Below are 13,419 nucleotides of genomic sequence, written 5' to 3' on the forward strand. Positions count from 1 at the left end.
CTATCGCCGAAGGCCCGAGCGGGTCGTGCGAATTTCTCGGGGTACGTCGTGATGCAGGACGCTAGTCCAGATACCGCTCGCGCAGGGCCGATACGAGCTTCGCGTCATCGACGCCACCCGTGCGAACGAACTCCGGCATGGAGCCGTGGGTGTCGGCCATGGCGGCCAGGAACCCGCGCATCGCCTTCTCGGGCGCGCGGCCGTAGCCCGGCCACAGCTGCGGAGGGTTGCGCGGGTCCGCACGCCAGTCGGCGACGAACTCATGCGCGATCAGGTCGGTGAGCGCGTAGTCGGCGGCGACGTCGTCGTCGCTGACACCCAGCAGGGAGAGCAGCACGGCCGCGACGATGCCGGTGCGGTCCTTGCCCGCGGCGCAGTGGAAGACGACAGGCTGCGGCGACGCGGCGATGATCTCGAGCACCGAGACGATTTCCGCGGCGCCGTCCGTGGCCAGCTCGGTATAGCGCTCGGCGAAGAACTCCGCCGGATCGACGCTGGCGTCCAGGCCGGTCTGCTCGTAGCCGTGGCGCTGGATGCTGACGTGGTGATAGGACAGCGAGTCATGCTGCGGGACCCGGCCGTGCTGCTCCACTTCGGAGGGGAACCGGAGGTCGATGACCGTGCCGACGCCCAGCTCCACGAACCGTGCCCAGTCGTCGCCGTCGAGGACGCAGAGCGCGTCGGAGCGGTAGAGCCGCTTCCAGGCGACGGTGCGGCCCCCGGCGGCCGGATAGCCACCGAGGTCTCGGAAGTTGCGGAGGCCGGCGAAGGGGAGATGTCTCATAGTGGACCACCGTAGAGCCTCTCCGGCCAACGGCAGAACGTCCGGACCGTCAGCCGAACGCCGCGTGCCCGGTCAGAGCCTGCCCGACGACGAGCTGATGGATCTCCGACGTGCCTTCGTAGGTCAGCACCGACTCGAGGTTGTTCGCGTGGCGCAACACCGGATACTCCAGTGTGATGCCGCTGGCGCCCAGCACGGTCCGGCACTCGCGGGCGATGGCCAGCGCCTCCCGGACGTTGTTCAGCTTGCCGAGGCTGACCTGCTGGGGCCCCAGGGCGCCGTCGTCCTTCAGCCGCCCGAGATGCATGGCGAGCAGGAAACCCTTCTGCAGCTCAAGCGCCATGTCGGCGAACTTTGCCTGGGTGAGCTGGAACGAGGAGAGCGGACGGTCGAACACCTCGCGGCTCGCCGCGTACTCCAGCGTGGTCTCGAGGCAGTCGCGTGCGGCGCCGAGGGCACCGAACACGATGCCGAATCTCGCCTCGTTCAAGCAGGAGAGCGGTCCGCGCAGCCCAGTGGCCTCCGGGAGGATCGCCTCGGCCGGCACGCGGACCGACTCAAGCACAAGCTCACTCGTGACCGACGCCCGCAGCGACAGCTTGCCGGTGATCTTCGGCGCCGAGAAGCCAGGCGTGTCAGTGGGCACCGCGAACCCCCGCACGCCGTCGTCGGTCTGCGCCCAGACGATGGCGACGTCGGCGACCGAACCGTTGGTGATCCACATCTTGGTTCCGTCGATGACCCAGTCCGTGCCGTCGCGACGGGCCCGGGTCCGCATTCCGGCAGGGTTGGAACCGAAATCCGGCTCGGTGAGGCCGAAACAGCCGATGAGCTCACCGGCTGCCATGCCGGGAAGCCAGCGCTGCTTCTGCTCCTCGGAGCCGAACCACCAGATGGCGAACATGGCCAGGGAGCCTTGCACCGACACCAGGCTGCGTACCCCGGAATCGCCTGCCTCCAGCTCCATGCAGGCCAGGCCATACGAGACGGCGTTGGTGCCGGCGCAGCCGTAGCCCGTGAGGTGCATGCCGAGCAGTCCCAGCTTGCCGGCCTCCCTAGCCAGAGAGCGCACGGTGTCTTCCTCGCTGCCGTGCTCGTACCAGTCGGCCACGTGCGGGCGGACGTGATCGGCGACGAAGCGGCGCACGGTCTGCTGGATCGCCGTCTCCTCGTCGTCGAGTAGATGACCTGTGGCGAGAAGGTCCAGCGGGGATGTCCCGGTCATGAGTCGTCTCTCTTCTCTGTGCGTCGGTGCAGGAAGCGATCGCGGATGCCCGTGGCGCCGCCCGTGCGGTGACGGCCGGAGAGCTCGGTCGCGGCGGCCACGATGTCACCCTCTGCGAGCAGGACGTGACGCGCCGCTGAGCCCAGGGGCACGAAGCTGTCTCTACTGGCCACCCGGGCCATACTGCCGGTGAATCCGCTCTCGGCGAGCGCGGCCAGGACGCCCTCGCCGACGCCGCCGCTGTGCCGGGTCTCGTCGGCGATCAGGACGCGCTGGGTGGCCGACGCTTCCCGGAGGACGTCGTCGGCCGGCAACGGCGCGAGCCAGCGCAGGTCGAGCACGCGCGCGCGGACGCCCTGTCCGGCCAGGCGCCGCGCGGCGCGCAGGCTCATCGGCACGCCGTTGCCGAAGGTCACGATCAGCAGGTCCGCCGGGCCGGTGCCGTCGTCGTAGACCCGGGCTCGGCCGACCGGGACATGCTCACCGGTGTCGACGCCCAGCCACCCCTCGTCCCCGTCCTCGTGCAGGTCGCGTGCGTGATACAAGGCGATCGGCTCGAGGAACGCGGAGACGGTGCCGTCGGCACGTGCCGCCGCGAGGCACGTGCGCAGCATCGCCGCGGCGTCGTCGGCGCGCGCGGGACAGGCGACGACGAGGCCGGGGATGTCGCGCAGTACGGCAACGGCGTTGTCGTTGTGGAAGTGCCCGCCGAAGCCCTTCTGATAGGCCAGACCGGCCACCCGGACCACCATGGGATTGCGGTACCGGCCGCGGGAGAAGAACGACAGCGTGGCGGCCTCGCCGCGCAGCTGGTCCTCCGCGTTGTGCAGGTACGCCAGGTACTGGATCTCCGGCACCGGAAGGAGTCCGGCGAGACCGGCGCCGAGACCCAGGCCCAGGATGGACTGCTCGTCGAGCACGGTGTCGAAGACCCTTGCCGCGCCGAATCGGCGCTGCAAGCCGCGCGTGACACCGTAGACGCCGCCCTTGCGGCCCACGTCCTCCCCGAAGAGGATCATGCCGTGCTCGCGAGACATCGCGTCCGCGAGGGTGCGATTGATCGACTCGGCGAGGGTGGACGGCGATGCCGGCTCCGCCGTCAGCTTGCCGGCCGCCTCGGCCACCAGGTCCGGATCATGTGGTGCCAGCGGAGCCATGACGTCGGATGCCGAGGTGAGCGTCGGAACCTCTCCCAGCTCGGCGAGGGCCGTGTCCACATCGGCCCGCCGGGCACGGTACCGGGCGACCAGATCGTTTCCCGTGGCCGCGCCGGTTGCCACGAGTACGCGAGCGGTTCCCAGAATCGGATCCCGCGCATGGTCGGCGGCGATCTCCGTCGGCGTGCGGTAGGAGATCTCCGCGTCGCTGCCGGCGTGTCCGCCGAAGCGCACAGTCTTGAGGTGCAGGAACACCGGCCGCCTCCGGTTGCGGACGTATGCCGCGGCGTCGGCGGCGGCGCGAACCGTGGCGGCCGCGTCGGCGCCGTCCACCGGCACGTAGTACAACCCGTCCCGGTGCCCGTAGGCGGTCTCGATCCAGCCGGCAGGTGTGGGTACCGAGATGCCGAGGCCGTTGTCCTCACAGACCAGCAACAGAGGCATCGGCAGCCCTCGATAGGCGGCGTTCAGTAAGGTGTTGATGGCGCCGGCCGCCGTCGAGTGGTTGGCCGACGCGTCCCCGAAGGAGCACACCACCACGCTGTCCTCCGGCCAGTCCGGACGGAGGACACCTAGTCTCGCCGCCCGGTGCAGCGACATCGCCAGCCCCACGGCGCGAGGAAGGTGGGAGGCGATGGTGGAGGTCTGCGGGATCACCGATAACGCGGCGTGCCCGAACACCTTGTGCCGACCGCCGGCGATGGGCTCGTCGGCGGAGCACATCAGCCCCTGCAGGATGTCCCGGATCGGCGTGGACCCCGGCACCTGAGCGGCTCGGGCCAGATAGAAGGCGCCTGAGCGGTAGTGGAGGAGCGCGGGATCGCCCGGGCGGAGCGCGTCCGCGACGGCGGCGTTGCTCTCGTGGCCGGACGAGCCGATGGTGTAGAAGCCGCGGCCCTGTGCCTGAAGCTCGCGGGCCACGACGTCCAGGTGACGACTGGTGGCCTGAGCATCGAACAGCCGCCACATGCGCGCCGCGTCAGGTGTGGGCTCGGAGACATCGCCACGGCCCAGCGCCGCCATGGCGTCGACCAGCGAAACCTCGAGCTCATTCACGACGCATGCCAGGGTTTAGGGTCGCTAGAAACGGACAAATAGGACGTCGCAACGACCTTAACCCATGCCAGGGGTCGGCTCATGGGAGTCGGAAGTCCGTGTCCGGTACGAGCTCAGCCACATCCATCTGCGCCTTCTGCAGCTTGCCCGAATAGTCCCAGTTCATCGACTGCCAGCGGGTGAACTGGTCTAGCACCCACAGGCCGGACTGCCGCGATCCGTTGCCGGACTTGCCGTTGCCGCCGAACGGCAGGTGAGCTTCGGCGCCGGACGTGGAGTTGTTGACGCTGACCATGCCGGCACCGATCCGGCTCCGGAACGTGAACGCATCCGCTGGGCTCTCGGTGTAGATGGACGACGACAGTCCGTATCCTGGCGCGTTGGCCAGCTCGATCGCCTCGTCGAAGTCCGCGTAGCTCGTCACGCCGACGATAGGCCCGAAGGTCTCGACGTCGAACAGCTCGTCGCCGGGACGGACGCCGTCGACGATCACCGGGTGATAGAAGAGCCCGGCACTGGGGTCCCCGACGAAGCCGGCCCGGGCATTCTCCGCCGTGATGCGTCCCGGAGTGCCGTGCACGGTGTGGTGGGGCTGCACCCACTCGAGGAACTGCTCGTAGCGCTGGGCGAACTTCTCGTCCAGCAACGGTCCCATCAGGACATTCTGCATGGGGTCACCGATGGAGGCGTTGGCCGTGGCGGCGGCGAACCGCTCGACGAACTCGTCGTGCCGGGACCCGTGCACGATGACGGTCCCCAGGGACGTGCAGCGCTGACCCGCCGTGCCGAACCCGGAGAACAGCGCGCCTTCGACGGCGAGCTCCAGGTTGGCACTCGGCGTGATGACCATGGGGTTCTTCCCGCCCAGCTCCAAGCAGGCATTTTGCAGATGCCGTCCGGTGAGGGCGCCGATCTCCCTCCCGACCTCGGAGGATCCGGTGAAGCCGACCTTCTGCACAGCGTCGGTCTCCAGTGCGCTGACCAGTCCTGCGAACGTGGACGGGCCGTCGGCGTGCACGATGTTGAAGACGCCGGGCGGCAGACCGCCGCCGCGAACGAAGATCTCGTGCAAGGCGGCGGAGACCGCGGCGGAGTACTCGGCGGGCTTCCACACCACCGTGTTGCCGCACAGCAGCGCCGGAACGATGTACCAGGACGGCACGGCCACCGGGAAGTTCCCGGCCGTGATGACAGCGACGGTTCCCACCGGATTGCGGAAGGTGAACAGCTGCTTGTCCGGCATCTCGCTCGGGACCGTCTGGCCGTAGAGCCGCCGGCCCTCCCCGAGGAAGAAGTCACAGGTGTCGACGATCTCACGAACCTCGCCGAGAGCCTCGGCGTAGGGCTTGCCGATCTCACGGGTGACGAGCGAGGCGAGCTTGTCCATGTTGGCCTCGACGAGCCTGCCGATGTGAGCGATGGCACGGCCTCTGACCGGCGCCGGAACAGCCGCCCACGCCGCTTGCGCGCGATTGGCCGACGCCGCTGCGTCCTGGAAGGCACCAGCCTCGGCGAAGGCGACCTCGGCGACGACCTCCTCGAGGCGAGCAGGGTTGCGGCTGGCCACCAGGCGGCCACCGTCGACGGCCTTGGCGTCGATGACGGAGGTGACGGTCGGGTGAGTCATGAGTTGTGCTCCTCTGGCGACGACGTCTGTCGGTTCACGGCGCGGGCGAACGCCTTGGCAGCCTGGTCGATCTCATCATCCGACACCGAGAGGGCCGGACGGAAGCGAATCGCGTGGGTGCCGCTCGGCAACGCGATGACATGTTCCTTCTCACGCATGTCCGCGAGGACGGCGTCGCGCAGCTCAGCGCTGGCGAGGTCGGCCGCGATCATCAATCCTCGGCCGCGAACATTGGAGACGGCGCCGGCCGGCGCCTGAGCGGAGACGGCCCGCAGCTCGGAGAGGAATCGCTCGCCCTTGGCCGCGGCGGCCTCGATCAGGCCATCTTGCTCGATGATCTCCAGGATCCGGCGAGAGCGCACCATGTCCACGAGGCCGCCGCCCCAGGTGGAGTTGATCCTGCCCGACACCTGGAACACGTTGTCGGGCACCTCGTCGACCCGCCCGCCGGCCATGATGCCGCCGACCTGGACCTTCTTGGAGAACGCCACAATGTCGGGGGAGATGCCGAGCTGCTGGTACGCCCAGGGAGTTCCCGTGGTGCCAGCGCCCGTCTGGACCTCGTCGACGATGAACAAGGCATCGTTCTGGTGGACCAGTTCCTGCATCGAGCGCAGGAACTCGGGGCGCATGTGATTGTCTCCACCCTCACCCTGGATGGGTTCGCAGATGAACGCCGCGATGTCGTGCGGGTGTGTTGCGAACGCGGCGCGCGCCTGCTCCAGTGCTTCCTGCTCGGCGCGCACCAGCTCCTCCAGATGCTCGTCGGCGGGGAACCGCATGGCCGGGACGTTGATCCGCGGCCAGTTGAAGGTGGGGTATCTAGCGGTCTTGTTGGGCTCGGTGTTGGTGAGCGACATGGTGTATCCGCTGCGCCCGTGGAAGGCGCGGGTCAGGTGCATCACCTGAGTACCCAGCGCGGAATCGCGCCCGTTCGCCTCGTTGTGGCGGCTCTTCCAGTCGAACGCTGCCTTGAGCGCGTTCTCGACGGCCAGCGCTCCGCCCTCCACGAAGAACAGGTGGGGGAGGGCGGGATCACCGAGCACCCGCACGAACGTCTTGGTGAACTCGGCCAGGTGCGTGGTGTAGACGTCGGAGTTGGCCGGCTTGTTGGCGGCGATCTCGGCGAGCAGGGCCATGAACTCCGGATCGCCGACGACTCCAGGCGGATTGCAACCCAGCGGCGCCGAGGCGAAGAAGGTGTACATGTCCAGGTAGCGCTGGCCGTCGCGGGCGTCTACCAGCCAGCTGCCGTGGCTGGCCGCGGTATCAAGGACCAGCTTGAACCCGTCAGTGAGCAGGTGCTCACTCAAAGCGTCATGGACCTTCTCGGGCGGGATGCTGAGCGCGGCAACCATGAGGACCCTCCTGCTGTGTGGTGGAGATGCGGGCGCAGAGAAGATTCTTGCCTTCAATCGCCGCTTGTGCGTAAGTTTTACGCTAGCAGATGCGTCGGGCAGGGAGATATGTTGGCACGACGCGCGCTCCGGGCCGGGCATCGCCGTCGCCAGGATGTCCGCGGAAGGCGTGGGAGGGCGCCGCCATGACAACAAGGTCCGTGACTGCGAGATGACCCAAATGTGGCGGAGCTAGCACGTGGCGAACGGGTGAGATCACCCGACACGCCGGGCGACAAGATTATTTTCATGATCGACTTCAGCCGATCGGAGCCCGAGTGACCTGCGTCGATAGGGTATCCTCGCAGCTCGCCGTGTGGTTGACATGTGCGGCGTGCTGGAGCAGAGTCACAGGAAGTCCACCAACGGACGAACCGTTACGGGGAGACGTCCCGGGCAGGCATTTCAACCGGGGCCGAGGGGTGTACGGCAACGCCGTGAGTCGCCTCCGCAGCCAGGTCTGCGCTTGTGCTGTCTGCGCCCGCACGTCTTCCGTGGCGGCACGGGGTGAGACCAGGTCGGGCCCGGCCTACCCAGTAGACAACGGGCCGCGAGCCGCAGCCGGCGGCATCGTGGTTCGGTCCGAAGGGTAGCCGGGCCACGTCCCTGGCGCGTATTCCTGGTAAGGATTTCCCGCCGCCGCACGTTCGGCTCACGAGCCTGGGCACCTCGCGCGTGGCCGACACGTTGTACTGTCACCTGGTAACGAATCTCGCGGGCTCACGTCGCGTCGCCGACGTGGAACCAGCGCGTTGGTGGATGGAGTATGTGGGTGAGTCAGAGGCCGCGCAATCACGGCGACGCCGGTCAGGTTCTGCTGCGGGCGGTCGGCGCCGTGGTGATCGGACTGGTCCTGGTCCTTGCCTTCCCTCCGTTCGACCTGTGGTTCACCGCCCCCCTGGCATCCGGGGCCGCGGTGCTGGTGGTTCGCGGCCAGCCGCTGAAATGGTCCGGCCTCTACGGCTTCCTCGTCGGTATGGGGCTGTTTCTTCCGCTGATGTACTGGACCGGCCTGGAGGTCGGGCCCATACCGTGGATCGCGCTCGCCGTTCTCCAGTCGGCGTTCTTCGTGCCGCTGGCGATCGGCTTCACCCTGGTGCAGAGACTGCCGGCCTGGCCGGTGTGGGCGGCCGCAGTATGGGTCGGCGCCGAAGCATTGCGTGGCAGGGTGCCCTGGGGCGGTCTGACGTGGGGAAAGCTCGCGTTCTCGCAAGCCGACGGGCCGTTCACCGGCCTGGCCGCCCTGGGCGGCACGCCACTCGTCTCGTTCGCGGTGGCTCTCGTGGGCGGCCTGCTCGCGTGGCTGGTCGTCAGTACGAATATGCGGACCAGGGTGGTCGCCGCCGTCACCGCCACTGCGGTCACCGGCGCCGGGCTTCTGGTGTCGCCTCCGGCGGCCGACGGGCCGACCATCACGGTCGCCTCGATCCAGGGCAACGTGCCGGCCCTCGGCCTGGACTTCAACGCACGAGCCAGGGTGGTGACCGCCAACCACGTCGAGACCACGCAACGGCTCGCCCGCGACGTGGAGACCGGCGCAGTGCCGGCTCCTGATCTGGTGATCTGGCCCGAGAACTCGTCGGACATCAACCCGTTCGGCGACGAGCGCACCTACGCCGACATCGATCGCGCGGTGTCCGACATCGGTGTGCCCGTCATGGTCAGTGCCATCGTGCCGACCGAGGACGAGCGCAATGTGAGAAACACATCGATCCTGTGGGACCCCGAGACGGGACCCGGAGCCACGTATGTCAAACGGCGCCCGATGCCGTTCGGCGAGTTCATCCCCCTGCGTGGGCTCGCCGAACTGGTGACCGATGCCGTCAACAGGCAGCCCCGGGATCATCTCGGGGGTGACGAGGTCGGCGTCTTCGAGACCGACGACGCCCTGATCGGCCTCGCCATCTGTTTCGAGGTGGGCGTCGACGAGGTGGTTCGCGACGCCGTCGCGGAGGGCGGGCAGATGCTCGCGGTTCAGACGAACAACGCCACCTTCGGCGACTCACCTATGACGGAGCAGCACTTGGCCATGTCCCGCATGCGTGCCGTGGAACACGGCCGCACTGTGGTGGTTTCGGCCCTGTCGGGCGTCAGCGCGGTCATCGGCCCCGACGGCGCGGTGCAGCAGCGAACGGAACTCTTCACACAGGATGTGCTGGTGGCGGAGGTTCCGCTGTCCGACGCGAGCACGGTGGCGACGATCGTCGGGCCCGCGCCGGAATGGGTGCTCGTGGCGGTGGGCCTGGGGGCCCTGGGGGCCGCGTTCGCCGTCGGCCGGCGTCGGCCTGCCGCCGCGGATCCGGATGAACAGCCCGCGGCCGTGCCTGCAGGCGTGTGAGGCGCGCTGCCGTGGGACAGCAAGCCGGCACAGGCGGGGCCGCCGGGCGCGCTGCCGTCGTCATTCCCACGTACAACGAGGCTCTGACCATCCGGGAAACGGTCGAGCGCCTGCTCGTCGCTGTCCCCGCGGTGCACGTGCTGGTGGTCGACGACGGCTCCCCGGACGGTACCGGCCAGATCGCGGACGAGATGGCGCAGCGGGAGGACCGCGTCCATGTCATGCACCGTGAGGCCAAGCAAGGTTTGGGTGCCGCGTACGTCGCCGGGTTCGGGTGGGCCCTGGCCCACGGCTACGAAGCGGTCGCCGAGATGGATGCCGACGGATCTCACCAGCCGGAGGAACTGCCACAGCTTCTCGAGGCGCTGGACGACGCCGATCTCGTGCTGGGTTCCAGGTACGTACCTGGTGGTAGCGTAGTGAACTGGCCCAAAAGGCGTGAGTTCCTGTCCAAGGCGGGCAATGTGTACACCCGGATCGTTCTCGGGATCCAGTTGCACGACTCCACCGGTGGTTTCCGCGTCTTTCGGGCGGGGACATTGCGCGCCATCGATCTTGGCACCGTCGCGTCGCAGGGCTACTGTTTTCAGATCGATCTGGCCTGGCGAACAATCCGAGCCGGCCTGCGGGTGCGGGAAGTCCCGATCACGTTCGTGGAGCGCCGGCAAGGAGAATCGAAGATGGGAACGGATATCGTGCGCGAGGCCCTCACACGGGTCACTCGCTGGGGAATCGAGCACCGGGCGCGCCAGCTCCGCGGAATGGTCACTTCCGTGATGCGGGGGAGCAGCATATGAATGACCAGCAGGTCTACCGGCGACGCCGTCGGCTGAGCGCGTTCGCGCCGTTTCTCGCCGCCGTCGTGGAGATCGTCGTCTTCGTCCTGGTCGCTCAATGGATTGGCCTGGGGTGGGCCATCCTGCTGATGATCGGCTCCAGCCTGGCAGGCCTGTGGCTCATGCGGCGGGCCGGGTTCCGGGCATGGCGCTCGCTCCGGGCCGCCGCGAGCGACGTCGGCCTGGGCGGGGACGGGCACGCTCAGGACCAGACCGGCATCACCACCGGACAGGCGCGGGAAGAGCGGATCGCCGACGCGGGCGTCACTCTGCTAGCTGGGACGGTGCTATTGCTTCCCGGGTTTGTCAGCGACGCGATAGCTCTGCTGTTGATGACACCGCCGGTGCGCAAGAAAGCGGGCCGCCGCCTCGCGGCGGCGGCCCTGCGCACGTTTCCTGTGGCTGGCCCTCGGCGCTCCGGCTACCGGTCGGCCGGGCCGGATGTCATCGAGGGCGAGGTGGTCGGCGACGCCGAGACGAACGATCCGCCTCGGCGGGACGATACGTCAGGCTGACTTCTTGCGATCGCGGGAGCTGGCCGCGAGGTGGGCCGTGCCGGGAAGCAGGCCGGCTCGCAGCAATTCCAGGCGCTCGTCGAGCAGCGCTTCCAGTTCATCGATCGAGCGGCGTTCGAGGAGCATGTCCCAGTGCGTACGGGCAGGCTTCAGCGGCTTCTCTTCAGGCCGTTCTCCGGCCTGCCGAAGTGCCTCAGCGCCGCATCGGGGGCAATCCCACAGTGCGGGCACCTCGGCCTCGGTGGAAAAGGTCACCTCGAATCGGTGACCGAGTGTGCAGCTATAGGCGATCACCTGCCGTTCGGCGAACTCGACGCCGCGCTCGTCCTCGTAGCTCCGGGCGCCGAGGCGGGAGCCACGTAGGGTGGAACGCTCAGACATGTGAGAACCCTTCCGGGGCTGGTAACACCCCTGGATATTCGTCGTGTACCGGTACTGCATCAAGAGAACGGATGGAGCTACGCCAGTGTTCCGGAACTGTCGCGACATTGCGAACCGGGGCACGTGACGTCTCTCACTCCCATACCCAGATGCGACCCGCCCAGTACGCTCGCCGAGCGCCTATGGTAGCGCGGCGCGAGTGATCACGACCGGGAAACGGATGGTCCAAAGAGGCGGCCCGACCGCGCCTACGCATGCACAGAGAACAGGAGTTGACGTTGACAGTCCGCGACATCAGGCTCTACGGAGATCCGGTCTTGCGCACGGTGGCCGCCGAGGTGACGGATTTCGGCGAGTTCAGTCACACGCTGGCGCAGGACCTGCTGGACACTCTCGACCGGCCCGGCCGGGCTGGCGTGGCAGCGCCGCAGATCGGGATCTCCGCGCGGGCGTTCTCCTATGGGGTCGACGGCCAGCGCGGCGTGGTCTTCAACCCGGAGCTCGTGGAGACCACCGGGGACCAGGCCGGCGACGAGGGCTGCCTGTCGGTGCCCGGGCTGTGGTTCTTCACCCGGCGCAGTGCGTATGCCGCGGTGGAGGGGATGAACGCCGACGGCGAGCCGGTACGCGTCGAGGGTGAGGGGGAGCTCGCCCGCTGCCTCCAGCACGAGGTGGACCACCTGAACGGGATCGTCTACATTCAGCGCCTCGAGGCAGACATCCGGCGTGGGGCCATGAAGCAGATCCGCCGCAGCGCCTGGTTCGGCGACTGAGCGGCGTCACTCGGTAGCCGAGCACGTAGGGCCGCCGACACGGCCGATCTGTTGATCACCCACCAGGTAGACGCCGTAGTTGTCAGCGCCGAGGGCTCGCATCGCCGCCGCGAAGGCGTCGCGCCACGAGGAGCCGAGAGAGTCTGCCACGGGCCGCCCGTCGACCCGGACGGCGAGAAGCGCGCCGTGGACCGGTGTCACGTCGGCGAGCGTGCGCAACGACGTGGAGAGCAACCGCCCCCGATCGCGGTCCGGCTGGTCGGGAGGGACATTGTCGATGAAGACGGCGATACCGGCGAAACCGTGGAAGTCGCCGACCACGATGTACAAGGTGCCCGGCGGAAACTCAAGGTCCGACCGGAGGTCGGCCAGATGCGCCCGGACGTCGTCGACAGCCGGCAGATACAGGTCCTGTGTCATGACCCGATGCTGAACGGGCATGCCTGTGGATCTCACCTGGTTGTCCACAGCCGCCATGTGATAACGGCCTGACGTTCAGGCAGGCCACCGGCCCCGCGCTGTCAGCACCTCGCGCAAAAGATCGGCGCGATCGGTCACGATCCCGTCCACGCCGAGATCCAACAGGCGATGCATCTCGGCGGTGTCGTTGATGGTCCAGACGTGCACCTGCCGGTCCGCGGCGTGCGCATCCGCCACCAGGCGTCGCGTCACCACGCGCAACCGGCCCATACGCTCGGGCAGTTGAAGGCAATGCACGTCCCGGAGCCAGCTGCGCGCCCGGGAGGCGAGCCCGGACCGCGAAGCGAAGTAGAAACCGGAGACCAGAGCGCGCCCGCCCGAGGTCGCCACAGACTTCGACAGTCTCATGACGACGTCGCGGCGCCGGGCGTCGGAGAACGAGGCGATACACACCCGGTCGTGTGCGGCCGTGCGCTCGATGGCCCGCGCCGTCGGCCCGACGGCCGAGGGCGTCTTGACATCGATGTTCACCCTGAGATCCGGCCAGGTGCCGAGCAGGTCCTCGAGGGACGGCACCGGTTCGACGCCGCCGATCCGTGCCTTCCGCACCGCCGACCAGGGCAACTGGCCTATGGCACCGGTTCGGTCAGTCACCCGGTCCAGCGTGCTGTCGTGAAAGGCGACGACGACGTCGTCAGAGGTGGCGTGCACGTCGGTCTCGACGTACTGGTAGCCCATCCGCACTGCCGACTCGAACGCCCGCATGCTGTTCTCCAGCCCGTCGGGCGAGAAGCCACGGTGGGCGAGCGCCAGCGGCCCCGGGTGGTCGAAGTACGGGTGTGGAGGTTGCGGACGCATCGTGGCCACGAAGGCCAGCGTAGTCCGCATCCCGTCACGTGCGGGGTGTCGA

General features: G+C 68.3%; 12 protein-coding genes. 4 read left to right on the forward strand and 8 right to left on the reverse strand.

Going from position 1 to position 13,419, the window contains the following annotated elements:
• Positions 1-61: 61 nt before the first annotated feature.
• The 5 genes from G1H11_RS02860 to lat all read right to left on the reverse strand — a co-directional run bounded on the left by G1H11_RS02860 (position 62) and on the right by lat (position 7,207).
• The gene (locus G1H11_RS02860; RefSeq protein WP_163815772.1) at positions 62-784 is read right to left on the reverse strand and encodes a tyrosine-protein phosphatase; all 723 of its coding nucleotides are present in this window, start codon (positions 782-784) and stop codon (positions 62-64) included.
• Between the two features lie 49 nt (positions 785-833).
• Positions 834-2,009, reverse strand: a complete 1,176-nt coding sequence (locus G1H11_RS02865; protein ID WP_163815774.1) for an acyl-CoA dehydrogenase family protein — start codon at positions 2,007-2,009, stop codon at positions 834-836.
• Entirely contained in the window at positions 2,006-4,135 is a 2,130-nt protein-coding gene (locus tag G1H11_RS02870) for a thiamine pyrophosphate-dependent enzyme (protein WP_343074795.1), read from the reverse strand. Before G1H11_RS02870 ends, G1H11_RS02865 begins: the two co-directional genes overlap by 4 nt.
• Before the next feature lie 166 nt (positions 4,136-4,301).
• Positions 4,302-5,849, reverse strand: a complete 1,548-nt coding sequence (locus G1H11_RS02875) for an aldehyde dehydrogenase family protein (protein ID WP_163815776.1) — start codon at positions 5,847-5,849, stop codon at positions 4,302-4,304.
• Positions 5,846-7,207 carry an L-lysine 6-transaminase gene (gene lat / locus G1H11_RS02880; RefSeq protein WP_163815778.1) on the reverse strand — a complete coding sequence of 454 codons (1,362 nt, stop codon included), beginning with the start codon at positions 7,205-7,207 and terminating at the stop codon, positions 5,846-5,848. Before lat ends, G1H11_RS02875 begins: the two co-directional genes overlap by 4 nt.
• Before the next feature lie 811 nt (positions 7,208-8,018).
• Between lat and lnt the strand changes: the two genes are divergently transcribed.
• The 3 genes from lnt to G1H11_RS02895 are packed head-to-tail and all read left to right on the forward strand — an operon-like array spanning position 8,019 to position 10,935.
• On the forward strand, positions 8,019-9,584 hold the full coding sequence (lnt, locus tag G1H11_RS02885; protein ID WP_216843380.1) for an apolipoprotein N-acyltransferase: 1,566 nt from the start codon (positions 8,019-8,021) through the stop codon (positions 9,582-9,584).
• A gap of 11 nt (positions 9,585-9,595) precedes the next feature.
• Complete coding sequence (locus G1H11_RS02890; protein ID WP_163815782.1) at positions 9,596-10,381, forward strand: glycosyltransferase; 786 nt, start codon at positions 9,596-9,598, stop codon at positions 10,379-10,381.
• Entirely contained in the window at positions 10,378-10,935 is a 558-nt protein-coding gene (locus tag G1H11_RS02895) for an FxsA family protein (RefSeq protein WP_163815784.1), read from the forward strand. Before G1H11_RS02890 ends, G1H11_RS02895 begins: the two co-directional genes overlap by 4 nt.
• Here G1H11_RS02895 and G1H11_RS02900 read toward each other — a convergent pair.
• Positions 10,927-11,316 carry an RNA polymerase-binding protein RbpA gene (locus tag G1H11_RS02900; RefSeq protein ID WP_163815786.1) on the reverse strand — a complete coding sequence of 130 codons (390 nt, stop codon included), beginning with the start codon at positions 11,314-11,316 and terminating at the stop codon, positions 10,927-10,929. The genes G1H11_RS02895 and G1H11_RS02900 overlap by 9 nt on opposite strands.
• Before the next feature lie 278 nt (positions 11,317-11,594).
• On the opposite strand from G1H11_RS02900, the gene G1H11_RS02905 reads away from it, so the two are divergent.
• Entirely contained in the window at positions 11,595-12,089 is a 495-nt protein-coding gene (locus G1H11_RS02905) for a peptide deformylase (protein WP_163815788.1), read from the forward strand.
• 6 nt (positions 12,090-12,095) lie between these two features.
• On the opposite strand, the gene G1H11_RS02910 is transcribed toward G1H11_RS02905, so the two are convergent.
• Together G1H11_RS02910 and G1H11_RS02915 are read right to left on the reverse strand one after the other, a co-directional pair.
• Positions 12,096-12,509 carry a hypothetical protein gene (locus G1H11_RS02910; RefSeq protein ID WP_163815790.1) on the reverse strand — a complete coding sequence of 138 codons (414 nt, stop codon included), beginning with the start codon at positions 12,507-12,509 and terminating at the stop codon, positions 12,096-12,098.
• 75 nt (positions 12,510-12,584) lie between these two features.
• Complete coding sequence (locus tag G1H11_RS02915) at positions 12,585-13,367, reverse strand: glycerophosphodiester phosphodiesterase family protein (RefSeq protein ID WP_163815980.1); 783 nt, start codon at positions 13,365-13,367, stop codon at positions 12,585-12,587.
• Positions 13,368-13,419: the final 52 nt, after the last annotated feature.

This window comes from Phytoactinopolyspora alkaliphila (assembly GCF_010550695.1).
GTDB lineage: Bacteria > Actinomycetota > Actinomycetes > Jiangellales > Jiangellaceae > Phytoactinopolyspora > Phytoactinopolyspora alkaliphila.